Annotated in this window: 27 protein-coding genes; 6 read left to right on the forward strand and 21 right to left on the reverse strand. The window is 54.4% G+C overall.

The window, feature by feature from the left end:
- From INT19_RS10895 to def, 5 genes are all read right to left on the reverse strand, one after another.
- Positions 1–203 (reverse strand): NAD-binding protein (locus tag INT19_RS10895; protein ID WP_193060742.1); only part of this gene is annotated, 203 nt, incomplete at its 3' end.
- A 113-nt stretch (positions 204–316) separates the two neighbouring features.
- Positions 317–523: a dodecin gene (locus tag INT19_RS10900; protein ID WP_038481393.1), complete on the reverse strand. Its 207-nt coding sequence runs from the start codon at positions 521–523 to the stop codon at positions 317–319.
- A gap of 49 nt (positions 524–572) precedes the next feature.
- Positions 573–1,907 carry a 16S rRNA (cytosine(967)-C(5))-methyltransferase RsmB gene (gene rsmB, locus INT19_RS10905; protein WP_193060743.1) on the reverse strand — a complete coding sequence of 445 codons (1,335 nt, stop codon included), beginning with the start codon at positions 1,905–1,907 and terminating at the stop codon, positions 573–575.
- Positions 1,904–2,890: a methionyl-tRNA formyltransferase gene (fmt, locus tag INT19_RS10910; protein ID WP_193060744.1), complete on the reverse strand. Its 987-nt coding sequence runs from the start codon at positions 2,888–2,890 to the stop codon at positions 1,904–1,906. The genes rsmB and fmt overlap by 4 nt, the downstream gene beginning before the upstream one ends.
- Positions 2,891–3,044: 154 nt before the next feature.
- Complete coding sequence (gene def / locus INT19_RS10915) at positions 3,045–3,557, reverse strand: peptide deformylase (RefSeq protein WP_038481402.1); 513 nt, start codon at positions 3,555–3,557, stop codon at positions 3,045–3,047.
- A 177-nt stretch (positions 3,558–3,734) separates the two neighbouring features.
- Here def and INT19_RS10920 point away from each other — a divergent pair, with 177 nt between their 5' ends.
- The 5 genes from INT19_RS10920 (at position 3,735) to aroE (ending at position 8,243) form a co-directional block, all read left to right on the forward strand.
- A complete protein-coding gene (locus tag INT19_RS10920; protein WP_193060745.1) occupies positions 3,735–4,613 on the forward strand; it encodes a peptidoglycan-binding protein in 879 nt (292 codons plus the stop codon).
- Positions 4,614–4,640: 27 nt separating this feature from the next.
- Positions 4,641–5,762 carry a DNA-processing protein DprA gene (gene dprA / locus INT19_RS10925; RefSeq protein WP_193060746.1) on the forward strand — a complete coding sequence of 374 codons (1,122 nt, stop codon included), beginning with the start codon at positions 4,641–4,643 and terminating at the stop codon, positions 5,760–5,762.
- Positions 5,763–5,843: 81 nt separating this feature from the next.
- Positions 5,844–6,401, forward strand: coding sequence for an L-threonylcarbamoyladenylate synthase (locus INT19_RS10930; protein ID WP_193060747.1), 558 nt, complete (start codon positions 5,844–5,846; stop codon positions 6,399–6,401).
- 72 nt (positions 6,402–6,473) lie between these two features.
- Positions 6,474–7,406 carry an oxygen-dependent coproporphyrinogen oxidase gene (gene hemF / locus INT19_RS10935; RefSeq protein WP_193060748.1) on the forward strand — a complete coding sequence of 311 codons (933 nt, stop codon included), beginning with the start codon at positions 6,474–6,476 and terminating at the stop codon, positions 7,404–7,406.
- Between the two features lie 9 nt (positions 7,407–7,415).
- Positions 7,416–8,243 carry a shikimate dehydrogenase gene (gene aroE, locus INT19_RS10940; protein WP_193060749.1) on the forward strand — a complete coding sequence of 276 codons (828 nt, stop codon included), beginning with the start codon at positions 7,416–7,418 and terminating at the stop codon, positions 8,241–8,243.
- A gap of 406 nt (positions 8,244–8,649) precedes the next feature.
- Here aroE and INT19_RS10945 read toward each other — a convergent pair whose 3' ends face one another.
- Both INT19_RS10945 and INT19_RS10950 read right to left on the reverse strand, forming a co-directional pair.
- Positions 8,650–8,907, reverse strand: a complete 258-nt coding sequence (locus INT19_RS10945) for a hypothetical protein (RefSeq protein WP_193060750.1) — start codon at positions 8,905–8,907, stop codon at positions 8,650–8,652.
- A gap of 22 nt (positions 8,908–8,929) precedes the next feature.
- Positions 8,930–9,733 (reverse strand): M48 family metallopeptidase, encoded by an 804-nt coding sequence (locus INT19_RS10950; RefSeq protein ID WP_193060751.1) that lies wholly within the window; start codon positions 9,731–9,733, stop codon positions 8,930–8,932.
- A gap of 97 nt (positions 9,734–9,830) precedes the next feature.
- Between INT19_RS10950 and INT19_RS10955 the strand changes: the two genes are divergently transcribed.
- The gene (locus INT19_RS10955) at positions 9,831–10,709 is read left to right on the forward strand and encodes an ATP-binding protein (RefSeq protein ID WP_193060752.1); all 879 of its coding nucleotides are present in this window, start codon (positions 9,831–9,833) and stop codon (positions 10,707–10,709) included.
- Here INT19_RS10955 and INT19_RS10960 read toward each other — a convergent pair.
- The 14 genes from INT19_RS10960 to cysE form a co-directional block, all read right to left on the reverse strand.
- Positions 10,706–11,320 (reverse strand): hypothetical protein, encoded by a 615-nt coding sequence (locus tag INT19_RS10960; RefSeq protein WP_193060753.1) that lies wholly within the window; start codon positions 11,318–11,320, stop codon positions 10,706–10,708. The two genes, INT19_RS10955 and INT19_RS10960, sit on opposite strands and share 4 nt — an antisense overlap.
- Before the next feature lie 191 nt (positions 11,321–11,511).
- A complete protein-coding gene (gene der, locus INT19_RS10965; protein WP_089039147.1) occupies positions 11,512–12,915 on the reverse strand; it encodes a ribosome biogenesis GTPase Der in 1,404 nt (467 codons plus the stop codon).
- Complete coding sequence (bamB, locus tag INT19_RS10970; RefSeq protein ID WP_089039146.1) at positions 12,912–14,096, reverse strand: outer membrane protein assembly factor BamB; 1,185 nt, start codon at positions 14,094–14,096, stop codon at positions 12,912–12,914. The genes der and bamB overlap by 4 nt, the downstream gene beginning before the upstream one ends.
- A complete protein-coding gene (locus INT19_RS10975) occupies positions 14,093–14,752 on the reverse strand; it encodes a YfgM family protein (protein WP_089039145.1) in 660 nt (219 codons plus the stop codon). Before INT19_RS10975 ends, bamB begins: the two co-directional genes overlap by 4 nt.
- A 76-nt stretch (positions 14,753–14,828) precedes the next feature.
- A complete protein-coding gene (gene hisS / locus INT19_RS10980; protein ID WP_089039144.1) occupies positions 14,829–16,124 on the reverse strand; it encodes a histidine--tRNA ligase in 1,296 nt (431 codons plus the stop codon).
- An 86-nt stretch (positions 16,125–16,210) separates the two neighbouring features.
- The gene (gene ispG / locus INT19_RS10985; RefSeq protein ID WP_089039143.1) at positions 16,211–17,326 is read right to left on the reverse strand and encodes a flavodoxin-dependent (E)-4-hydroxy-3-methylbut-2-enyl-diphosphate synthase; all 1,116 of its coding nucleotides are present in this window, start codon (positions 17,324–17,326) and stop codon (positions 16,211–16,213) included.
- An 8-nt stretch (positions 17,327–17,334) separates the two neighbouring features.
- A complete protein-coding gene (locus INT19_RS10990; RefSeq protein WP_193060754.1) occupies positions 17,335–18,333 on the reverse strand; it encodes a RodZ domain-containing protein in 999 nt (332 codons plus the stop codon).
- Between the two features lie 39 nt (positions 18,334–18,372).
- A complete protein-coding gene (pilW, locus tag INT19_RS10995) occupies positions 18,373–19,107 on the reverse strand; it encodes a type IV pilus biogenesis/stability protein PilW (protein WP_193060755.1) in 735 nt (244 codons plus the stop codon).
- Positions 19,108–19,295: 188 nt separating this feature from the next.
- Complete coding sequence (rlmN, locus tag INT19_RS11000; RefSeq protein ID WP_089039140.1) at positions 19,296–20,480, reverse strand: 23S rRNA (adenine(2503)-C(2))-methyltransferase RlmN; 1,185 nt, start codon at positions 20,478–20,480, stop codon at positions 19,296–19,298.
- Between the two features lie 85 nt (positions 20,481–20,565).
- Positions 20,566–20,991, reverse strand: coding sequence for a nucleoside-diphosphate kinase (gene ndk / locus INT19_RS11005; RefSeq protein ID WP_193060756.1), 426 nt, complete (start codon positions 20,989–20,991; stop codon positions 20,566–20,568).
- A 165-nt stretch (positions 20,992–21,156) separates the two neighbouring features.
- The gene (locus INT19_RS11010; protein ID WP_193060757.1) at positions 21,157–21,483 is read right to left on the reverse strand and encodes a HesB/IscA family protein; all 327 of its coding nucleotides are present in this window, start codon (positions 21,481–21,483) and stop codon (positions 21,157–21,159) included.
- Positions 21,484–21,539: 56 nt separating this feature from the next.
- On the reverse strand, positions 21,540–22,706 hold the full coding sequence (locus tag INT19_RS11015; RefSeq protein ID WP_193060758.1) for an aminotransferase class V-fold PLP-dependent enzyme: 1,167 nt from the start codon (positions 22,704–22,706) through the stop codon (positions 21,540–21,542).
- A 31-nt stretch (positions 22,707–22,737) separates the two neighbouring features.
- A complete protein-coding gene (iscR, locus tag INT19_RS11020; protein WP_038481467.1) occupies positions 22,738–23,205 on the reverse strand; it encodes a Fe-S cluster assembly transcriptional regulator IscR in 468 nt (155 codons plus the stop codon).
- Between the two features lie 76 nt (positions 23,206–23,281).
- Positions 23,282–24,235 (reverse strand): serine O-acetyltransferase, encoded by a 954-nt coding sequence (gene cysE / locus INT19_RS11025; RefSeq protein WP_193060759.1) that lies wholly within the window; start codon positions 24,233–24,235, stop codon positions 23,282–23,284.
- Positions 24,236–24,296: the final 61 nt, after the last annotated feature.

The raw sequence follows: 24,296 nt of genomic DNA on the forward strand, positions 1-24,296 counted from the left end.
ATATCGGCGTCTTCACAGCCCGCCTGACGCAGCACAATGGGATACGAAGCCGCGCCCGTCACGGTGCGAATATCCAGTTTAGTGTGCAGCTCGCGCAGTTTCGCGCCGTCGGTATCGACGACAGTAATATCGTTTTCCTCGCGGGCAAGGTGCTCCGCTAGGGTGCCGCCGACCTGGCCGGCGCCGAGAATGATGATTTTCATTGCTAAGCATCGGTTCCGTTGTAAGCGCCAGCGCGTTCTCGGCAAGAGATATGTGCGCTGCAATAAAGACGGCGGCCAGTGTAAACCAGCCGCCGTTGAAAAGCAGGTAGGGATTACTCGAGTGTGAAGCCAACTTTTATCGTGACCTGCCAGTGAGCGACACGGCCGTCCTCGATATGGCCACGAGTGTCGGTGACTTCGAACCAGCGTAAGTTATGAATGGTTTCTGATGCTTTGGCGAGGGCACTTTGCACAGCTTCTTCAATTCCCTTTTCAGAAGAACCGGTTAGCTCGATATGCTTATAAGTGTGAGTACTCATAGTGTCTCCATCCTTGTCATCGGTTCACCACCCCGGTAGGGGCGGTATGTTAAGCAGTACGCTTCTCTAGTCTGGCATAAAAAAAGCCATCATGACTGCTTTGCGCGGGAAACAGTTGACGTCCTTGGCCACTCGGTTCGCCCCAGGCTACGTCATTTGGCGTGGTGACTTCTGCATCGGGCGTGCGGTCAAGAAATGCCTTGATTTGCTCAGCGTTTTCCTCGGGCAGCACTGAACAGGTGGCGTATAGCAAGGTACCGCCTGGGCGGAGTAGTGGCCAAAGATTATCCAGCAGTTGGCGCTGTAGCTTAGCGAGCTGGCGAATATCCTCTTTACGGCGCAGTTTTTTAATATCGGGGTGACGACGAATAACGCCCGTGCCAGAACAGGGCGCATCAAGCAAAATCGCGTCGAAAGGCGCGCCGTCCCACCAGTCTTGCTGGGTAGCATCAGCATGCTGCAGTTCTGCCGTTAAGCCTAGGCGGTTCAGTGTATCGTCTACACGGCCTAGGCGCTGGTTGTCGCTATCAATGGCCGTCAGAGCAATATCAAACTGCTCTAATAGGTGGGCAGTTTTACCGCCAGGTGCACAGCACGCATCGAGAACGTGGGCGCCTGGGCGGGGGGCTAATGCAGGCCCTAACAGTGCGGCAGAAAGCTGAGCCGCTTCGTCTTGGACGCTGACATGACCTTCTTCAAAGCCGGGAAGTATGGTGACATCACAGGGTGCATCCAGGGTAATGCCATCCGGCGCATGTAGGCATAGGTGCCCACTTAGTCCCTGCTCAGTCAACTGTTGTAAATAGGCTTCTCGGTCGTTGTGGTGCTGATTGACTCTCAGCGTCATGGGGCCTGGTTCATTGTTCGCTGCGGCAATGGCACGCCACTGTTCAGGCCAAGCGGTGCGTAACGCATTAAGCAGCCAGGGCGGGTGCTCCAGGGCAACGCTCTCATCTAGGTCAACGGCGGCTTGAAGCGCTTCGGATTCACGCTGTAGGCGGCGCAGGCAGCCGTTAAGCACTCGGGTAGCCCACTCTTTGCCTAGCAGGCGAGCGGCACCAGCGGTTTCACCAACCGCCGCGTGGGCCGGAATACGCATATAAAGCAGCTGGTAGATTCCCACCAGTAACAAGGCGTGAACATCACTATCGCGCTTTTTAAAAGGCTGCTTGAGCAGTGCGCCAGCCAACGCTTCCAGGCGCGGCAAGCGTCGGCAAGTACCGTAACACAGCTCTTTTAACAGGCTGCGGTCGCGGGCAATCACACTGTGCTCATCTAGCCCGGCTAGCGAGCCTTGGTCAGTCAAAACAGGGACTAGCGCGCGGGCGGCCGCGGCGCGAACTTCCTGGCCGCTGCCGCCTTTGGGTGGGCGATTCTGGCTCATTCACTAACTCCTTGATGAGCGGTGGCGTGCCCAAGGCGTGCGCCGACGGTAAACGGGGTTTGACGGGCGTTAAGCAGGTCGCGCACGGCCATCGCTTTACCACCAGGTAACTGGGCGTGGCTAACGCACAGAACTTCTTGGCCTTGCTCGCCACAGGCAATGCGCAGGTAATCCTCGCCATGTTGGAGTAGTGTGCCGGGCGTAGTGGGAGGCTGCTCACCTGGTTCAACACTGGCCATCAACAAACGTAAGCGATCATTGCCTAACGTGCACCAAGCCACTGGCCACGGGTTGAACGCACGTATTTTGCGCGCTAGTTGCTCGGCAGGCTGATGGAAGTCCAGCTCGGCTTCCGCCTTGCTGAGCTTAGCGGCGTAGGTAACGCCCTCGTCTGGTTGCGGTGTTGCTTTTAAATCGTTGCTGTCCAGCGCATCCAGCACGTTAATCAGTGCATTCGCCCCTTGAATGGCCAGCCGATCATGCAAGTCCCCGCCCGTGGTGCGCGAGGTGATCGGCGTACGAACTTCATACAGCATCTCACCGGTATCCAGGCCCGCATCCATTTGCATAATGGTGACGCCTGATGCGCTATCACCGGCTTCAATAGCGCGTTGGATGGGGGCGGCACCTCGCCAGCGTGGTAGCAGCGATGCGTGCACGTTGATGCAGCCTAAGCGGGGAATATCGAGCACGGCCTGTGGCAGTAGTAGCCCGTAAGCAACGACAACCATTACGTCGGCATTCAATGCTGCCAGCTCTGCTTGGGCATCAGTGCCTTTTAAGCTGGCAGGCTGGTAGACAGGTAGCCCATGCTCAACAGCAAGCTGCTTGACGGGACTGGGGGTGAGCTTGCGCCCGCGGCCTGCTGGGCGGTCAGGTTGAGTATAGACCGCTACCACTTGATGCTGACTTTCGAGCACGGCAGCAAGGCTTGAAGCGGCGAAATCAGGCGTGCCAGCAAAAACAACGCGCAACTGTGACATGGTGATGACTACCTAGCATTGAAGGGGGAAAGTAATCGTGTGCCGTGGGGGAAACAAATAAAGGCCGAGAAGCAACGCTACAACGCACCAGCAATAACATTCTGTGCGCTTGCAGCGTGTCAGCTCGGCCAGCAATAACACGGCGTAGGTCGGTTTATGCGTCGTGTAATAGCTTGTGGCGTTTCTGCATCTTTTTCATCACTCGGTCACGCTTTAGGGGTGATAAGTAGTCAACAAAAAGCACGCCTTCCAAATGGTCATACTCATGCTGAATGCAGTGGGCTAATAAACCATCGGCTTCTAACTCGTAGGGCTCACCACTACGATCTAGCGCGTTCAGCTTTACTTTTAAATAGCGCGGTACTTCAGCGTAGTATTCGGGAATGGATAGACAGCCTTCAGAAAGCGGCTCTTTTTCGTCACCAATCGGCTCGTAGCGCGGATTAATAAGTACGAGCGGCTGCGAGTTATCGTCGCTGACATCCATGACTACGACACGCCGATGAACATCGATTTGCGTCGCTGCAAGGCCGATGCCGCGCGCGTCGTACATGGTCTCCAACATATCGTCGACGAGCTGGCGGACCTCATCGTCAACGGTTTCCACCGGTGCAGCCTTGGTGCGCAGGCGCTCGTCGGGGAATTCGAGAATAGGAAGTTTGGCCATGGCGTTACAATCACCGTTATGCTGAGTCTTTAATATGAGCAGGCTTTGCCATCTGTGTTGGCAGGCCTAAGTGCTTTACTATCGGCCACTATATCATGCTGTAAGCGTTCCTGGGCACGTACAACGCCATGCAGCTCCCCACAACGGCGTCACCAATAACTGACAAGAGAGCACAGGATGGTGGTGAAAAGGGTAGCGGTGAAAAGGGCAGTGGCGAAAAGGTTTCTTTATTATAGCGTGTCGTTGGCATGTTCGACGCTTATGACGACCGCCGCATTGGCGTGGGAATCACCGCAGCGGGTGGTAAAACTTTCTCCCCAGATGCGTGCCGTTCCTCAGCAAGAGGCAATGGCGCCGCTGCCGATGGAAACGATCCAGGCATTTTTGCGAGAGCATCGCGTCGTAGAACCAGGCGCGCCTATACGGGAACTGGCCTACGTCGTGGGCGGTGAGAATCAACGCTTATTGAGTGGCGCAGGCGATACGTTGTATGCGCGCGGCGTACTGCCGTCCAGAGCGCGTTTAGGTATTTATCGTCCGGGCGAGCGTTATGTTTCCGCTGAGGGTACCCCGTTGGGTACGGAGTTAATCAATATTGGCGAAGCGCGCCAGCTCAGCAGAGAGGGAGATATTGCCCGCCTAGAAGTACTTAGCGCCTACCAGGAGGTGCGTAATAACGATATTTTGCTGCCGCTTGACGCCCCGCTGTTTGAATCTCTGTCGTCAGAAAATAGTTTTCAGCCTCGTTTACCGTTGAACGATGTCGCTGGCCAGATTATTGCGGTACCTGGCGGAGTGCGCTTTATTGGACGCTTACAAATAGTGGCGCTGGATATTGGTACTCAGGATGGCTTGCAGCCCGGTCATGTATTACATGTTGGCCAGCAGGGGGAGCTTGTTAATGACCCGCGTAGCCAGGAGCTTCTGCAACTGCCCGCCACTGAAGCGGGAAGAGTCATGGTGGTAAAGCCGTATAGCCTGATGAGCTATGCGTTGGTGATGCAGGCATCGAACATTTTAGCGGTTGGAGACCGGGTACATACGCCGATACGCTAAACACCACACAACTAACAGGGGATAGGTATGGATGCCAAGGAGTGGCTAGTGGTGAATGCGCTACCGGGCATGGGGGCGCTTCGCACCGCAGCGCTGGCCGCCAAACAGCCGCAATGGCCCCATGGCTGGCTTGCTGGGCTGCCCAGTAATGCCGCGAGTGCGCTGCGGCTTTGGCTAGCGCAGCCAGAGCGAAGCCCGTTGCAGCAGGTAGTCGACCATACCTTCGCATGGCTGGCGGCCGCGCCTAATCGCCATTTGCTCCATCGCAATCATCCCGCATGGCCTGAGTTGCTCGATCAATTGCCGGACCCACCTGTGGTGCTGTGGGCACAGGGCGATCTTAGCGCACTAGATGGCCCAAAACTGGCTATGGTGGGCACTCGGCGTCCCACTGCTGAAGGAAGCGGTAATGCTCAGGCGTTTGCCAGAGAGCTTGTTAATCGCGGCTGGTGCATCGTCAGCGGTATGGCTCTCGGGGTTGATGGGGTTGCACAGCGCGCAGCGTTAGCGGCAGGTGGGCAGTCGATTGCGGTGCTTGGCTGTGGCGTTGATGTCATTTATCCGCCCCGTCACCGTGATTTACATGAGCAGCTAAGTAGCGCGCCAGGAGGCTTGTTATTATCCGAGCATCCGCCGGGAACCGTTGCTCGGCCAGCCTTCTTTCCTCGACGGAACCGAATTGTGACCGGTCTTTCATTAGGTACGTTAGTGGTCGAAGCGACTGAGAAGAGTGGCTCGTTGGTAAGCGCACGATTAGCCCTTGAGCAAGACCGTGAGCTGTTTGCACTGCCCGGGTCGCTACATAACGTGCAGGCTCGTGGTTGCCTGCAGTTATTACGTAGCGGTGCGACGCTGGTGCGTCATGTGGACGATATTTTAGAAGAGTTGCAGCACTGGGCTGAACGCTATATGCCAACCGGTCCACATGCTATCGCTGACAACGCAAGCCTTGATTTGCCTATCGAAGACGATGAGCCTAAGGACAATCTACTAAGCGCGCTGGGCGCAACGCCAACGCCAATTGATATATTGGTTCAGAGCGCGGGCCTTACGGTCAGTGAATGCCAACAACGGTTATTGATGCTGGAACTTGATGGCAAAGTGGCGCAGCAAGCGGGCGGCTGGGTGCGTTTGACGCGGCCATGGTAGGATGTAAGTAACCGTTTTTCATCTACTGAAGATGTATCAATCTCAGGTGATGAGGGGCCGCGCTTGGAACGAGGAGCATCTATGAAATCGGCTGTTGAGGTTAAAGTGGCGGTACGAGCATTAAAAGAGGGGTGCGTTATCGCCTGCCCCACCGAAGCAGTCTGGGGGCTGAGCTGTGACCCAGATAACGATGAAGCACTGGCGCATTTGATGCGTATGAAAGAGCGTGATCCCGCCAAAGGGGTGATTCTTGTTGCTGCGAATATTCAGCAATTTCAGCCTTGGCTAAACCAACTGCCCGTTGCACTGCATGCGCCCTTAGCGGCCAGTTGGCCTGGCCCTAATACCTGGCTAGTGCCTGACAATGGCCGTAGTCATGGGTTAGTGCGCGGTGCCCATCAGAGTGTGGCTCTACGGGTGACCGACCATCCGCTGATGAAGGCGCTCTGTGAGGCCTTTGGTGGCCCGCTAGTCTCTACCTCCGCTAATCGCGCGGGCGACCCACCCGCCATGAGCGCTGACGAAGTCGCGGCCATTTTCGGTGAGGAGGTCGCGGCGATTGTCGTGGGTGAGCTTGGAGGAAACGCAAAGCCCAGCACCATCAAAGACCTGGTGACGGGCAAAGTAATGCGTTCATAGCGAAGCGCCTTGAGCTTCTCTGCTGTTTACTACTTACCAATCACACTTATCCTCAACCTCTTTGGAGTTACTGTGGCTCACGAGCACCTAGACGACGTTAAACATTACCTTCTGGATCTGCAGGAGCGGTTGTGTGCCGGGCTTGCCGCTGCTGACGGAAAAGCAACATTTAAAGAAGATAGCTGGCAGCGTGAAGAAGGCGGTGGCGGACGTTCAAGGGTCATCGAAGAAGGCGCTGTTTTCGAGAAAGGTGGTGTTAATTTTTCGCATGTTCACGGTGCTCAGTTGCCCCCCTCGGCGACGGCGGCACGACCGGAACTAGCCGGACGCAGTTTTCATGCAGTGGGTGTTTCCTGGGTGCTCCATCCTGAAAATCCTAATGTGCCGACAAGTCATGGAAACGTGCGCTTTTTTATCGCTGAAAAACAGGGTGAGGCGCCGGTATGGTGGTTTGGTGGCGGCTTTGATCTAACGCCTTACTACCCGGTGTTTGAAGATGTTGTGCACTGGCATCGGGTTGCCCAGGCGGCCTGCGTGCCATTTGGCGAAGAGGTCTACCCGCGCTACAAAGCGTGGTGCGATGAGTACTTCTATCTTAAGCATCGCGACGAGAGACGTGGTGTTGGTGGACTGTTTTTCGATGATTTAAATGAAGGCAGTTTCGACGACTGTTTTGCTTTTCAGCGTGCGGTGGGCGATAGCTTTCTGGACGCCTATGTACCGATTGTGGAGCGCCGTAAAGGTGATGCATGGGGTGAAAAAGAGCGTGATTTTCAGCTTTATCGCCGCGGCCGCTATGTAGAATTTAACTTAGTGTGGGATAGGGGAACTCTGTTTGGCTTGCAAAGCGGCGGGCGTACCGAATCCATCTTGATGTCGATGCCGCCGCTAGCCCGTTGGGAGTACGCATTTACACCACCCGAGGGCAGCCGAGAGGCTAAATTGCACGAGTACTTGGTGCCACGCGATTGGCTAACCGAAGCCACCCAGTTGGGTAAAGTGTAAGGAGCCTGTATGACCGACCGTTACTGTGTCTTTGGAAACCCGATTAAGCACTCTAAGTCGCCATTAATTCACGAAGAGTTTGCTAACCAAACTCAGCAACCTATGATCTATACCGCCGAACTTGCACCGGTGGAAGGTTTTGCCAGTGCCTGGCGAGAATTTGTGGCAGCGGGTGGTCGAGGGGCGAACGTGACTGTTCCGTTCAAAGGCGATGCCTTTGTGCTGTGCGATACCCTGAGCCACCGTGCCAAGCGTGCTCAGGCAGTGAATACACTAATTGTCGGCGGCAATGGCCGCACTTACGGTGACACCACGGATGGCATTGGGCTGGTGCGTGACCTTGGATACCATCACGTACCCATTAAGGATAAACGCGTGCTGGTGATCGGTGCAGGTGGTGCAGTGCGTGGCGTGCTTGAACCACTACTTGCAGAGCAACCTCGTGACGTTGTTATCGTCAATCGAACGGCGGAAAAAGCCGTCCAATTAGCAGACGCATTTGCCGACTTAGGCACCCTTCATGGCGGCGGGTTTGAGACGTTAGAAGGCCAGTTTGATTTGGTGATCAATGGCACCAGCGCTAGCCTTACGGGTGATTTGCCGCCGTTACCGGATAACCTATTTAACCAGGGTGCTTGGGCCTACGATATGATGTATGGCTCAGAACCCACGGTGTTTTTGCAGTGGGCAGGGCCACGCGGCGCCAAGTTACTTGATGGCTTGGGTATGCTGGTTGAACAAGCTGCTGAATCTTTCTTTTTATGGCGTAACGTGCGGCCTGAAACCGCCCCGGTGCGTACACTATTAAGGCAATCGTTGAACGTCGCCAGTGACTAGCTAGCTTTCGAGTGCTCAACAAAGAAAAGGCAGCCATTGTGGCTAATGCAAGTCAGTTAAGGCTGACTGGCATTACCCCCTAGCCCCATATAGCAAAGCGGCCATCTCCCAAAGCGTGCACCGCACGTCATTCCCGAGTCACCGCACCGTCATTCCCGAGTGGGGTAATCGGGAATCCACCTTGACCTTGGCCTGCAGCAGCCCGAAATCTCAGGTCAACATGGGTTCCCGCTAAGGGCATGCGGGAATGACGAGGGCGGTGGAGTCATCATCAGGCACTTATTAAACAAAGCCAATCGGCGGTTTTTTTGCGCTCAGAAAGAAAAAAGCCAGTCAGCCTTAACTTGACTGGCATTACAGCCATTGTGGCTGCCTTTATTGGTTAATGCTGGGTGTTCTCTCGTGTTTAGCGAGATTTGGTGTAAAAGCCAATCATGCACATAACAAGACCAACCACAGAGACCAGCATGCCGCCGTTGACCAGCAACGGTGAGCGCTCAAGCCACGATACAAAGGGCTGCGGTGTGTCACGGCACGCATTTGCCAGGTAGTCCCAGTGTCCCCCGTCGAGCTGGCAAGCGCGTACGTCACCCAGTTCCCAGAAATAGACGCCCAGTAACACTAAAATCGGTAAGACAAGCAGCAATAAACCAAGTCGAATCATTCAAACCTCAATATTAAGGTGCCTAGGGGCGTGGGCAGTTGGGAGTGCGGCCGCTATTGCGCGCCTGCTCGTAGCTTGCCATGGCGTTATTCATGCTGGCTTGAAGCCCTTCGATACGCTGGCCTTCACTTGGGTGCGTCGACATCCAGGCGGGCGGAGCGCCACCGCCGGAGGCCGCCTGCATATTTTCCCAAACGGTAACGCTTTCCCGTGGATCAAAACCTGCCTGGGCCATCAACTGGAGACCGATAACGTCGGCTTCACTTTCATGGCTACGGGAGAACGGCAACGCAATTCCGTATTCCGCTCCCATCCCCAGCACCCCCATCAATTGTTGGCCTCCGGGGGTTTGCATGCCTGAGGTGCTGGCAAGCACCGATAAACCAAGTGACGTTGCGCTTTTCGTTGAGGCACGTTCGTTGGCATGATTCGCAATGACGTGACCAATTTCATGGCCGACAACCGAGGCTAGCTGGTTTTGATTGGTGGCGATATCAAGCATGCCCGTATTCACACCCATGTAGCCACCGGGCAGCGCAAAGGCGTTGGGCTGTTCAGATTCAAAGACACGGATTTGCCAATCAAGATTACGCTGTTCGGCTGGCAATACTTCTACAATGGCATCCGCGATGCACTGTACATAGCGATGGCTTGCCTGACCTGCGGTGGGAATATCTTGTTGATACTGCGCAAAGGCTTGCTGGCCCATTTGATTAAGCTGATCATCTGAAAGCAGCAGCAACTGAGAGCGACCGGTAGGTGACGTGGAGCATGCTGCGACAGCAGCACACAGTGCGGTAACAGCCAGGGGGCGAAGCCAGCGCATAAGCGGTTTCCTTATAGACGAGTAGGGATCTTTGCACACAAGATAACCACTGTCAGTGGTAAATCAACTCATATCATAACGCACTCTGAGGACAATCATGGATGCTGAATTGAGCCACCGCTTAACGCGGTTGCTGGACCACGTAGAACATTGGTTGCCGCCTGCACCGATCCAGGTGGACTGGGACAAGCATGTGGCGGCTATTTGGCAGCGCCATCCGTTAGGTGGTCGATTGGTTCCCGTGCCACCGCGCGACACGATGACACTGGATGATCTGTTAGGCATCGAGCGTCAAAAATTAGCGTTAGTCGATAACACCCGTGCATTTTTGCAGGGGCTACCTGCTAACCATGGCTTGCTGTGGGGATCACGTGGCAGCGGGAAGTCATCGGTGATCCGCGCGCTACTTAACTCGTTGGCGGATGATGGGCTGCGCTTGATTCAAGTGGATCGCCACGATTTGGGTAGTCTGCCGATATTGGTAGAACAGCTGCGCGATACGCCGCATCGTTTCGTGGTGTATTGCGACGATCTTTCGTTTGAAGGTAATGATGATGCTTACAAGGCGCTAAAAAGCGTCTTAGACGGCGCCTTAACGGGGCCGCCGGAAAACGTCTTGTTGTATGCCACTTCTAACCGCCGCCATTTACTGCCGGAATCCATGGACGACAATAGCGGTACGCGTCTTGTGGGGGAAGAGCTACATCACGGTGACGCTGTTGAGGAAAAGATCTCGTTGTCGGATCGCTTCGGCTTATGGTTAGGTTTTCATCCTTTCAGCCAAGCGACTTACTTAGAGGTCTGTGAGCATTGGGTAGCTCGTATTGGTGATAAGCAGGATTGGAGCGAGGCCGCACGGGCAGAAGCGGTTCGCTTTGCAACGCTAAGAGGAGGGCGCAGTGGCCGAACGGCTTGGCAGTTTGCAGCCCAGTGGGTGGGCCGCAAACGGCTTCATGAAGGAAGTCGTCAGGCTTAACGCACAGGCGTTAACTGGCCGTCGGCGCCTACGTTCAGGCGAATGGTCGGCGTTAAAAGCCCTGCAGGTAATGTCATACCCAGTCCACGCAAGTCTCCTGGCGTGATAGCAAGCTCACTGCCAGGCGGTAGTGAGCCCTGGGTGGCTAACTGACTGGCGAGTTCTAGCATTGGCATCATGCGCTGGGTGTCGGTAGCCAGGATGTCAAACGATACCGGTAGACGTAACGTTGAGTCTGCCCCTGATGTTAGTGTTACATCCTCTTGATATTGGCCTTGCACTGGATCGACCCCCGGCATATCGAGCATCCAACGGAAACCTGACATCTCAACAGCGGGCATACCGGTAGGTAAGCCAAGGCCCATCGCTAAGGTGGCCTGAACGGGCAAGCTGCCAGCGCCAAGGCTAGACGCAAGCAAACTTGTCAGGTCGCTAGTATCAAGCCCTGCTTGCACGTTATAAGGGCCAATACGCACCTCTTCAATGCCCAGCGATGTTACCGCCAAGCGAAAGGCAAATAAGCCTGTTTGGGGCAGGGCAAGGCAACCTGCTAGCAAGCTTGCCATCAGCAGCAAGAGCAAGCCGCGCCCGCGTTTAATTGCGTAGTGCATTAATAATATCTCTCCTAAGAAGGGCAAAGGTTCAGAGGTGCAAAATGTCAGAGAGGCGATTGCCGAAAAACGCGGCTATTTGAGGGCTAGTGCGGATAGCAGTCAAGCAAAATTACTCGATAATGGGGGCCATCAACCAAAACGCCTGCTGATGAAGGTCAGCAGGCGTTTGATAGATCAATGAGCTAGCATTAACGGCGGCTTTTACGTGCTTCTTTAGTACGGTTGAGCTCGCGTTTTTTGGCTTTCTCTTTATCGCTTGCCCCTGCCATGTGGTCAAACGGATTGCTACCCGAACGGAACTCAAAGCGCATTGGCGTACCGCGAACCTTCAACACTTTACGGAAGGTGTTGGTTAGATAGCGGCGATAGGCTTCCGGCAGTGATTCAGTCTGATTGCCATGCACTACGATGATGGGCGGGTTGCTACCACCTTGGTGTGCCATGCGCAGTTTGATACGCCGGCCGTTTACCATGGGCGGCGGGTGCTGGCTGACCGCATCTTGAAGCAGAGTGGTCAATCGGTTGGTCGACCAGTGAGCGTTCGCGGCATTGAAAGCTCGTTCGATCGAAGGATAAAGATCACCCACAGCGGTGCCGTGTAGGGCGGAGATAAAATGCATCTCAGCATACTCAGCAAAACCCAGGCGGCGCTTAATTTCTGCGCGCATTTTCTCTTTTGCGTCGCTTTCCAGTCCATCCCACTTATTGATGGCCAGCACCAGCGCGCGGCCAGTGGTTAGCACATAATCAAGCAGGTGGAGATCTTGTTCAACTAAACCGCTGCGCGCATCAAGTACCATCACGGCGACGTGACACTCTTTGATCGCATCCAGGGTTTTGATAATGGAAAACTTTTCAGCAATCTCACGAACGTTCTTACGCCGCCGAATACCCGCAGTATCAACCAATACGTAGGGCTTGCCACGACGCTCGAACGGGATTTCAATCGCATCGCGGGTAGTGCCCGCCTCATCGAATACAACAACGCGCTCTTCGCCCAACAGCCGATTAACCAATGTGGATTTGCCCACGTTGGGACGGCCAATAACACCGATACGAATGCCTTTCGTGCCGGTATCCCCAGGAATGCTGGGATCGCGTTCTGGAAACGGCTCCAGCACTGTGTCAATGAGCAGTGAGACATTGCGGCCATGGGCGGCAGCAATCGGCCATGGGTCGCCAAGACCTAAGGTCCAGAAGTCGGCCATGGCCGAATGCTCTTCCAAACCATCGGTTTTGTTGACTACTAGCCAGGTTTTTTTCTGATTAACGCGCAGATGGTTCGCAATGGCCTCATCAGCCACGTTAAGCCCTGCGCGCGCGTCTACTAGAAACAGTACAATATCGGCTTCATCAATGGCGGCCAGGGACTGCTCGGCCATTGCCGCATCAATCCCTTCTTCGTCACCGCTGATGCCGCCGGTATCAATCACCGTATACGCTTTGCCGCCTAGCATTCCGTTCCCGTATTTACGGTCACGGGTAAGGCCAGGAAAGTCCGCTACGAGCGCATCGCGTGAGCGGGTTAGGCGGTTAAACAACGTCGATTTGCCCACATTGGGCCGACCGACTAAAGCAATGACGGGTGTCATGGAGTTACTTCCAGGGTTTCCAGGCGACCATTATTGGCCTGGACATGAATGGTGCTGCCTTCAGTGGCAGGACGCACGCTGATGCCAGATTTGTGCACGCGCGTACGGCCTACTAACGTGCCTTCGCGGGCATCAAGTAGATGAACGTAGCCTTCGAAGTCACCGACGACCACGCGGCCATCTGCAAACGCAGGTGCTGTTAACCGGCGGTCTTCCAAGTCATCGTTACGCCACACTTCCTGTCCGTTGTCGGCATTCAGGCCAACGACGTGGCTATCATCAGTGACCACTAGCAGAATGTTACCTACCAAAATAGGGGTATGGCGGCTAGATAAGTTGCTTTCCCATAGAACGCCACCGCGGGTTGCTTCTAAAGCGACAACGCTACCGTTATAGCTAGTAACGAAAAGTCGACCATCAGGCGTTACTACCGGCTGACCGGCAAGATCAACCAACCTGTCGACGTCGCTACGTCCGCGGGGAGTCGCAATTTGTAACTCCCACAGTGGTTGGCCATTGCGGTTGTCTAATGTTGCTAGTCGTCCGTTAGCAAAGCCAACAAAGCTTACAGGATCAATGACCATTGGCGTGCCGGTACCACGAAGGGTGAGCGACGGTTGTGAGCTGGCATATACCCAACGCTCCTCGCCAGTGACACGGTCGAGCGCGGTGATTTGGCCGTCAACGCTCTGCACCAGTAGTAGCTGTTGATTCGCTTGAGGTGCTGCCAGCACTTCACTGGAGACCCGTGAGCGCCAATTGACACTACCGTCGCGCTGATCCAGGGAAATAACTTCACCGTTACGGGTGCCTAAATAGACTTGACCTGCAATGGCGTTAAGCGCGCTTGAAATAGGCGTATCCAGCTCGATTTCCCACTCGCGGTTGCCGTTATTGGCGTTAAAGGCGGCGACCAATCCATTGGCATCCGCAGCAAATACGCTGTCGCCTTCACGAGCCGGAGCAATGGGGTAACGGGCACGACCAAGGCCGTCGCCTACGTCTCTGTCCCATACCTCATTAAGCGTTGAAGTTGCTGTAAAACTACGCAGCTCTTTAGGCGAGTCAGCCGGTTCGCCTTTACTGGCACAGCCTGCTAGCAAGGCGAGTGCAACAGCGCCGACGGTAATGCGCACAGAAGGCTTTGAAAATAGCGATTTGGGAAGACTGGTCATGATCATTGTGTCACCTCTTCGACGCCGAGATCATCAAGCTTGAACTGTACGCCGTAAAGCGGCTGATTCTGGGTTTGGGCCAGTTCTAGCGCAGTTTGCCAAGCGTCTCGCGCTTGTTCTGTTTGGTCTAACGCAGCGTAAGCGTCGCCGCGCACGTTAGCCTGTTGAGCTGCCAGAGCATCGCTAATCGACTTATCTAACAAACTCAGGGCGGCTTGTGGATTGCCGTTGGCAATCTCAATGCGCGCTAATCTCAGCCATGCAAGGCTTTGCACATAGCGGCGAGAGGAGTCACTAGCAACGTTCTCAAGCGCGCTTTTCGCTGCATCAAGATCACCCTGTTGAACGGCTAAACGTGCTTCCAGCAGCTGTGCTAACTCTGCGTAGAGGGTGTCGCCATGGTCACTGGTGATTTCATCAATGAGCTCACGGGCATTGGCTAACTGATCATCTGCCAAAGTGTTACCAGCGGTCATGTTGACAAGTTGCTGATAACGCACGGAGGCGGCTTCTGCTTGGCCTTCTTGATAGTTTTGCCATGCATTCCAGCCAAACACACCCGCCGCAGCAAGAACAGCCCCTGCTATGAGAGAGGTTCCGTTCTCTTTCCACCAGCGTTTAATTACCTCTAGCTGTTCTTCTTCGCTTCTCAGCTCCGCCACGGGCGGCCTCCTGTTCTTTAGCTCAGCCGCAAGGGCGGCTGGCGAGTGTTCGTCTGCCAGAGAGTAGGCAGTAAGGTTAGTGGGGCACTAGGTTTTGCAGTGTCGCGGTGAGCTCAGCCTGAGATACGCGCAACTGTTCGCGATCATCACGCAGGAACTTAAGCGTTACGGCTTGCTCTGCTAGCTCATCTTCGCCCAATAAGACGGCAATCGGTGCGTTGCTTTTGTCCGCTTTTTTCATACGGCTTTTAAAACTGCCGCCACCACAGTGTAACTGCAACCTAAGGGTTGGCAGCTCACTACGGAGCTTTTCAGCCAGGGTGAGGGCGACAATAGTAGCGTTGTCATCCATGGGTAGCAGATAAACATCGCAGCCACCTAGCGCTTCTTCTGGAATCAGGTCTAATGTTTCCAGCAGCAATATTAAGCGCTCGATACCCATGGCAAAGCCAACCGCTGGCGTGGGCTTTCCGCCTAGTTGTTCGACCAGGCCATCGTAGCGGCCGCCTGCACATACCGTGCCTTGGCTGCCTAGGGCCGTGGTCGTCCACTCAAATACCGTGCGGCAGTAGTAATCAAGACCGCGTACCAAGCGTGGGTTAACAACGTAGTCAATGCCGGCTGCATCCAGCATTGCTTTGAGTTGTTCAAAATGTGTCCGCGACTCATCGTCCAAATGATCCATCAACTGCGGCGCACCGTTCAGCATTTCCGCCATCGCTGGATTCTTGGAATCCAAAATGCGCAGTGGGTTGCTGGTGAGGCGACGCTTAGAGTCATCATCAAGGACATCGTGATGCTGGTCAAAATAAGCGACGAGTTTATCGCGATAGGCCGCGCGCGCCTCTGTGGAGCCCAGGGAGTTAAGCTCTAGCGTCACATGCTCCAGTAAACCCAGCTCTTGCCATAGACGCGCTGAAAGCAGAATGACTTCGGCATCGATATCCGGTCCATCGAAGCCGTACGTTTCTACGCCTACCTGATGAAATTGACGATAGCGGCCTTTTTGCGGACGCTCGTGGCGGAACATCGGGCCCTGATACCACAACCGTTGCGTTTGGTTATGCAGCAAGCCATGTTCCATCGCTGCCCGTACACAGCTAGCCGTACCTTCGGGGCGCAGCGTCAGGCTGTCGCCGTTGCGGTCGTCGAACGTGTACATCTCTTTTTCGACAATATCGGTGACTTCACCAATAGAGCGAGCAAATAGCGCCGTTTGTTCAACAATGGGCGTACGGATTTCATCAAAGCCATAGCGATGCATCAGCTGACGCACCTTGGCTTCAAAAAATTGCCAGCGGGGGCTTTCGCTGGGCAATAAATCATTCATACCACGGATAGCTTGAATTTTTTTTGCGGCGGACTTGCTCAATGAAAACTCCTTGTATGGGAGACAACACTGGGGCGGGGAAGAAGGTTATGCCCGCCTCCAGGTTGGGTATCACTTGCTCGGCTTTTTTAAACGCTGCGCGCAATCATGTCGTCTTCTTGCTGCTGTTTTTGGCGTACTTTATCGCGAATCAGCTTTTCAAGGTCATCCACCAAGTGGTCATTACGCAGCTTGCTAGCAGGTTTGCCATCGATGTACACCAAGTTGGCAGGGGAGCCGCCGGTTAGGCCAATATCGGTTTCTTTCGCTTCACCTGGGCCATTAACGACGCAACCAATCACCGATACGTCCAGTGGGGTCATGACGTCTTCAAGCCGCTCTTCTAGCTGGTTCATGGTGCTGATAACATCAAAATTCTGCCGTGAGCAGCTGGGGCAGGCAATAAAATTAATGCCTTTGGCTCGCAGCCTTAGGCTTTTAAGCATGTCAAAGCCGACTTTAATTTCTTCTACCGGATCGGCGGCGAGCGATACGCGAATTGTGTCGCCAATGCCATCCATTAGCAGCATGCCAAGGCCAATCGACGACTTCACCGTACCCGAGCGCAGGCCGCCGGCTTCAGTAATGCCTAGATGGAGTGGCTGCTCGATACGGGTAGCCAGGTCGCGGTACGCTGCTACCGCCATAAACACATCTGAGGCTTTAACGCTGACTTTAAATTCCTGAAAATCAAGACGATCCAGGTAATCAATATGGCGCATGGCCGACTCCACTAGCGCTGCGGGAGTAGGCTCGCCATACTTTTTCTGTAGATCTTTTTCCAGCGACCCGGCATTGACGCCAATACGAATCGGTATGCCATTATCGCGGGCAGCATTAACAACCGCACGTACGCGATCTTCGCGGCCAATGTTACCTGGATTAATACGCAAGCAGTCGACACCTAGTTCGGCGACACGCAGGGCAATTTTGTAGTCAAAATGAATGTCTGCCACCAGTGGGACATCGACACGCTGCTTAATTTTGCCAAAACTTTCAGCGGCGTCCATATCGGGTACTGAAACGCGGACAATATCGGCTCCCGCTTTTTCTAACTGCTGAATTTGTGCCACGGTGGCATCGACGTCCAGCGTATTTGTGTTGGTCATGCTCTGAACAGCAATAGGTGCATCACCACCTACAGCCACATTGCCAACGTGAATTTGACGCGAGAAGCGGCGTTTAATCGGAGAAGGGGCGTGCATAAGACGGGTCACTCTCCCAGGGTAAAGCGGGCAACATTATTGGCACCGGCGCGCTGGACAAGGTTAACGTCCTCGCCTTCATAGCGCAGCTCTACGCCGGTGGCATTGCCGATAGTTAAACGAAAAGGCGGTTCGCCCTCAACACTTGCTGTGGTGCCAGGCGTTTGCAGACCAACGAACACCCGCTGGTTATTGGCATCAAAAATTTCAGTCCACGACTGCTCGTTAAACGTCAGTTCAAGCAGGTTAGGGTTTGTTGCTGGCGCTGTTTCGACTGTGTTGTCTTCACTGTCAGTGACGGCGTCCGCTTGTTCAGCGGTATCTGCAGCGGTGAGCTCAGCAGCTTCTGCCCCTTCGGCAGACGTCGACGACTCTGATGCCGACTCAATGGCGGCCGTTGCGGCGTTAGCCGCTTCCTCATCGACTCCCTCGGCTGTGCCGGTTTGTTGTGCTGTTGCGTTGCTAGGCAGCTGAGGTGTGGCAACCAGCGTTTGTTCAGTCGGTGTTACATTGTCGGCTGGTGTGCCCGTGGAACCACCCTCATCTTCTAGGGAGGGGGTGCTCCCCATGCTGGGGGGCTCGCTGCCGCCACGGCTTTGCCACCACATGACCGTGACGGCAATCAAGGCAACAATCACTAGCAGGGTGACTAGCTTAAATAACCATGCACCAATACGCGATGGTGGCCGGGTGACTGAGACTGGAGCCACCCGACGATCTGTCTCTGTACTCCCATGGTTAGCTTGGTAGGCCTCAAGTACTAGACGATCATCCATGCCCAGGTATTTTGCATAAGCACGTAAATAGCCCCGGCGATAAGCGGCAACAGGGATTTCTTCGTAGTTATCTTGTTCTAAACCGTCGACAACCGCAGGGCGTAAATTAAGCGCCCGTGCGGCATCGGTAAGCGGTACGCCGAGTGCTTCGCGTTGGCGTGAGAGAAGCTCGCCGGGTGTGGCAATGGGGCTAGAGGTCGTAACATTATCGTATGATTGTGTATCGCTCATAGCTGAGCATCCTTCAATAATTAGGTGGTCAGGGCACCGTTAGTCAATATTCAATAAGCGCTGGTAGTTCGCAGCCGCAGCGTGATCACCACGGGCGTGGGCGATATCGATCGCCATTTCCAACGCGACTGGATCTTGCCCGGCCAGCTGCAAATAGCGCTGCAGCGGCTCCCAGGCTTGACCATAATTGCCCTGTGAAGCTTCAAGTTCGGCTAATAATAAATATCCACGCGGGCGACGTGGATCAATGCTCACTGCGCGCAATAAGCGTTTGCGCGCTTCATCAATGTTATCGGCTGCCACATAGCACTGCCCTAGGTTAGTAAATAGCTGGGCGCGATTGGCATATTGGGCATCGTGAGATGCTATTTCTAACTGTTCGCAAGCGGCGTTGAACTGCCCCTGCTGATATAAAAACGCCGCGTAATTATTACGCGCACGTGTCAAAGAAGGTGCGGTGTTAATCGCTTGCTGAAAATAGCGATTTGCAAGCTCATTTTCACTCTGCTGTTGATAGACCAGCGCAAGCGCCTGAAGTGCCTCGGCATTGCGTGGATTAATTTCAAGCGCACGATCAAGCGCGCTGAGCGCACGGGTTAGGTTGTCGCGTTCTAGGTAAGCAACGCCTAGTTGGGTGTAAGCGTCTGCAGCGTCATCGTCAGCCTGAGAAGACGTGCTACCTGACGTGGCACAGCCAGCTAACAACATGCTGCTTACTAGCACGCACAGCATGTGAACCCGGGATGGGTAACGTCGCCAGCGGTGACCGATCATGTACACCCTCTTGTAGTCGCTATCTGCTAATAACAATCTTCTAATAACTATCTTCTAATAACTCTCTGCTAATAACCATCTTGCAGTGATCATCAGATGCATCGTCATTCGATAGAGCTGCACTTGTGGCGGTTTGAAAACGTGTCCATCAAAGCGCCGCACTCGACTGAAGTCAAGATAACGGCGGTTTAGTCCGCATCAAGCTGTACAGACTGAATATAGCGCGCACTTCGCTTAGTGCGGTCTTTCACCTTTCCTACCAGTTGGCCACAAGCAGCGTCGATATCATCGCCCCGCGTGATGCGTACGGTGGCGTTATAACCCAGATCATATAGCCATTGCTGAAAGCGCATCACTTGGTTACGTGAGGGCTTTTCGTAACCTGAGTTAGGAAACGGGTTGAACGGTATCAGGTTGATTTTGCAGGGCAGCTCTTTTAGCAGTGCCGCCAGTTGTTCAGCATGTTCCTGCTGATCATTCACATCTCTAATGAGCGTATATTCGATGGTAACCTGACGGTTATCCGGGCATTTGGATAGATAACGGTGGCAGGCATCCAGCAGCGCGCGAATATTATATTTACGGTTGATCGGTACCAGCTCGTTGCGTAGCTCATCAGTAGAAGCGTGCAACGAAATGGCTAAGCTTACATCGATCTCATCGCCAAGCTTATCTATCATCGGCACAACGCCGGATGTGGAAAGCGTGACGCGGCGTTTGGAAAGTCCATAGCCATTGTCGTCGAGCATCAGCTTCATTGCTGGCACGACGTTATCAAAGTTGAGCAGCGGCTCGCCCATGCCCATCATGACTACGTTAGTCACCGGACGATTAGCGGTATCGCGGCGCGGGCCTACGCTACGCTGGGCGACCCAAACCTGGCCGATAATTTCGGCAGCGGTCAGATTACGCTGGAAGCCTTGTTTGCCCGTTGAGCAAAAACTGCAGTCTAACGAGCAGCCTACCTGGGAAGAGACGCATAGCGTTCGGCGTTTGCCATTCTCCGCAGGAATCAGCACCGTTTCCACGTAGCTGCCATCTTCTACTTCCAGGACCCACTTGCGTGTGCCGTCGCTGGAGGTACCTTCATAGACAACCCCAGGGCCACGAATCTCAGCCAGCCGAGCCAGTTTTTCTCGCAGCGGTTTGGATAGATTCGTCATGGCAGCAAAATCATCGCTACCTTCCTGGTGAATCCACTTCATTAGCTGGGCAGCGCGAAACTTCTTTTCGCCAATCGACAAAAAGAAGTCCTCCATCTGCTCGCGAGACATGCCCAGCAGGTTCTGGCGCTCTGGCGCGTTAGTGGCGGCAGGTTCGCTTTCGGTCGAGGAGAGAGAGGTAGGCGTATGTTGAGCTACGGTAGTGGTCATGGCGGTCAGCGTTCAGAGAAAAGGCGGGGGCATAGCCCCCGCGAAAATGGCCGGCAACGGATGTTGAATCGGCGGCACGCTTGGTTTAGCGCGGGCAAATTTCGTCGTTACCGAAGAAGTAGCTAATTTCGCGCTCAGCGCTTTCCGGAGAATCAGAACCATGGACAGCGTTTGCGTCGATTGTTTCCGCAAAGTCAGCGCGGATAGTGCCGGGCGCCGCTTCTTTCGGGTTAGTAGCACCCATCAGGTCGCGGTTTTTAGCGATAGCGCCTTCGCCTTCCAGTACCTGAACAACAACCGGGCCAGAGGTCATGAAGCCCACCAGGTCTTTAAAGAAAGGACGCTCTTTGTGTTCGGCGTAGAAACCGCCTGCTTTTTCTTCAGAAAGATGAACCATCTTCGCAGCAACAACTTTCAAGCCTGCTTTTTCAAAGCGAGCAATGATGTCGCCAATCGCATTTTTAGCAACGGCATCAGGCTTGATAATAGAAAGAGTACGTTCAATTGCCATGGTGGAATCTCCTTAAGAGGCATAAAGCAGAAGTGCCGCCCCGGAAAGCCGAGGCGGCGCAGGAAAAAAGAGTCGGCAGGGCTGCTGTGCATTACCGATTGCCGAGTGGCCGCGATTATAGCGCCTCAAGGGGGTGATGAATACCGGTGATGCAGCGCTAAACGTTTAGACCGTGAAGCTTTCGCCACAGCCACACTCATCTTTAACGTTGGGGTTGTTGAAGCGGAAAAAGCGATTCAGCCCTTCGCTTACGTAGTCCACTTCACTGCCGTTGAGTATTTCTAGCGCGTCCGGCGCGATATACACGCTGGCGCCGTGCTCTTCAAAGCGAGTTTCGTCATCGCTTACGTCATCGGCAAAGTCGAGTACGTAACTATAGCCTGAGCAGCCGCTAGGTTTTACAGAAACGCGCAGCCCAAGCCCCTGGCCACGCTCGTCGAGAACGTGACGGATTTGCTGAGCAGCAGCGGGGGTAATGTTGAGAGTTGCCATCGGGCGTCCTCCTTCAAGAAGTCGGTAGGTTGATTGCCAAATGTGGCATCAGCCGTTTAACGCGTTGAGCGTAGTCCGCTCAACGCGTGGCGCAGTAGTGTCAGCGCATGATCAATGTCGGCGTCAGTAGTGAAACGCCCAAAACTAAAACGTAGCGATGAGAGTGCAAGGGCGCGCGGTGTGCCGATTCCCAATAAAACATAGGAAGGGTCGACGCTAGCAGAGTTACAGGCAGACCCGGTTGACACAGCAACATCGCGCAGCGCCATCAATAGAGATTCACCGTCTACCCCTTTAAATGCCAGGTTTAAAATATTGGGAACGGCATTTTCCAGTGGAGAGTTGGCGAAGACACCATCAACATCTTCTAGCCCTTTTAGGAAGCGCGCATGTAGCTGGGCGATATGGGCTTGATCTTCCTGGTGATGGTGTTGCATTAGCGCAAACGCTTCACCCATGCCGGCAATTTGATGGGTTGGAAGTGTGCCAGAGCGCATGCCCCGCTCGTGGCCGCCACCATGGATAAGTGCTTCTATGCGTATATCTGGATGGCGTTTGACGTAAAGCGCACCAACGCCTTTGGGGCCATAAACTTTATGTCCAGACAGCGACATTAAATCAATTTGTTGCGCCACCACATCTAACGGAATTCGTCCTACAGCTTGGGCCGCATCAGTATGAAAAACAGCCCCGAACTCATGGGCAACCTCTGCCAGCGCGGCAATATCATTAATGCTACCCAGTTCGTTATTGACCGCCATTAATGACACGAGTGCCGTGTCGTCTCGCATGGCGGCGCGCAGCTGTTCTGGCGTGGTACGCCCGTCTCGCCCAGGCGTGAGCCACGTCACTTCAAAACCTTCGCTTTCCAGGGCGTTGGCAGTATCCACTATCGCTTTATGCTCAATGGTGGACGTTACCAGGTGCATGCCGCGCTCTCGATTGGCGCGCATGTAGCCGATCAGTGCTAGATTGTTGGCCTCAGTGGCACCGCTGGTCCAAACCACTTCACGTGGGTCTGCGTTAATGGTATCGGCGACTTGACGGCGAGCCTGCTCTACCACCTGTTCCGCCTGCCAGCCCAGCATGTGGCTGCGCGAGGCAGGGTTGGCGAACAGCTGATCAACGGTTAAATAGCGCTGCATGACGTCGGCCACTCGGGTATCGACCGGCGTGGTCGCGGCATAGTCCAAATAAATCGGCAGCGAAGGGGAGGAGGTCATCGTCATAGAGTCCAACGTGCAGTGAAAGCCGTTAAGGGGATGAGGCGAGAATGCCAGCTTCTACGCGCTGCTTTTGCCGAGAGGCAATGCGTATAACATCGGGGCGCTGCATCAGTTGTGCAAGGCTGGTGTCATCAAGGAAATTACGAATCTGCCCTGATAGATCACACCACAGGTGGTGGGTTAGGCAGGTGTCGCCTTGTTGGCAGTCTGAAAGCCCTTGGCAGCGTGTTGCATCCACGGTCTCATTAACAGCATCAATCACTTGGGAAACGCTGATGTCTTCGGCTGGTTTAGCCAGCAAATAGCCGCCACCAGGGCCACGCACGCTGCTAACTAGACCCGCTCGGCGCAGGCGTGCAAATAGTTGCTCAAGATAAGAGAGCGAAATTTCCTGACGCTGAGAAATATCCCCCAAGCTGGTCGGGCCTTGGGGGGTATTTATCGCCAAATCGAGCATGGCGGTAACGGCGTAACGGCCTTTAGTGGTCAAGCGCATGACAGGCACCTCGACGCTGAACCTCAGCGCACTTACGGCAAATGTAACGCCATTATGGAAATCCTGAGTGCTTTGGTCAACTATTGCGCGATGTCGTTGAGTCAGAGGTTGAATCAGCCGCTGCATCAGATGGCGAGTTAGGCGTTGAATCAGGAGCGCTTTGCTGGGTACTGGCGGCTGCTGTCTCGGTCGCCTCGGCGTTGGCTTTTGGCTCGGAACTGTGTTTGCCAACCCCTGGGCAGCCTGTGTCGTTTTCATCAAGAATGTCGGCGAAATCTTCATCGCGCAGAGCCGGGAGTTGGCCGTCGCGATAGTTGGCATCCAATTGACGCAGTGTCGAGCACATACGCTCAATGCGTTCATCCACGGCGTGCATGTGATCAAGCATCGCCTGCATTGAACGTGCCACAGGGTCGGGCATATCCTGGCTTACACCATAAGCATCGAAGCCAAATTTTTGGCAAATCGCTTCGCGGCGAGCCGGGTCGACATCTAACGCTTCCTCGACATCGGGGTCGGCGCGTTTAACGATTTTGCCAGGAATGCCCACCACCGTAGCGCCGGATGGCACTTCTTTGGTGACCACGGCATTAGAGCCAATTTTAGCCCCCGCGCCTACGGTGAACGGGCCAAGAATCTTAGCGCCAGCGCCAACAATGACGCCATCTTCTAACGTAGGGTGACGCTTACCCTTATTCCAACTGGTGCCGCCTAAGGTAACGCCTTGATAAAGGGTCACGTTGTCGCCGACTAGCGCTGTTTCCCCAATCACTACGCCCATGCCGTGATCAATAAAGAAACGGCGGCCAATAGTGGCGCCTGGGTGAATCTCAATGCCGGTCAGCCAGCGGGAAAACGTCGATAGCGTTCGCGCCAACCATTTAAAATTTTTCTTCCATAGCCAGTGGCTGCAGCGGTGAAGCAGCAGGGCGTGCAGGCCGGGATAGTTGGTCAGCACTTCAAGAGAGTTACGTGCCGCTGGGTCGCGGTCGAATACGCTATTAATGTCTTCACGCAAGCGTTGAAACATGGGTGATCCTTGGGCGTTAAAGGGCGGCAATCATAAGTTCTTGGAATATGGCTAGTGCCTA

This window comes from Halomonas sp. 3A7M (genome assembly GCF_014897875.1).
GTDB lineage: Bacteria > Pseudomonadota > Gammaproteobacteria > Pseudomonadales > Halomonadaceae > Vreelandella.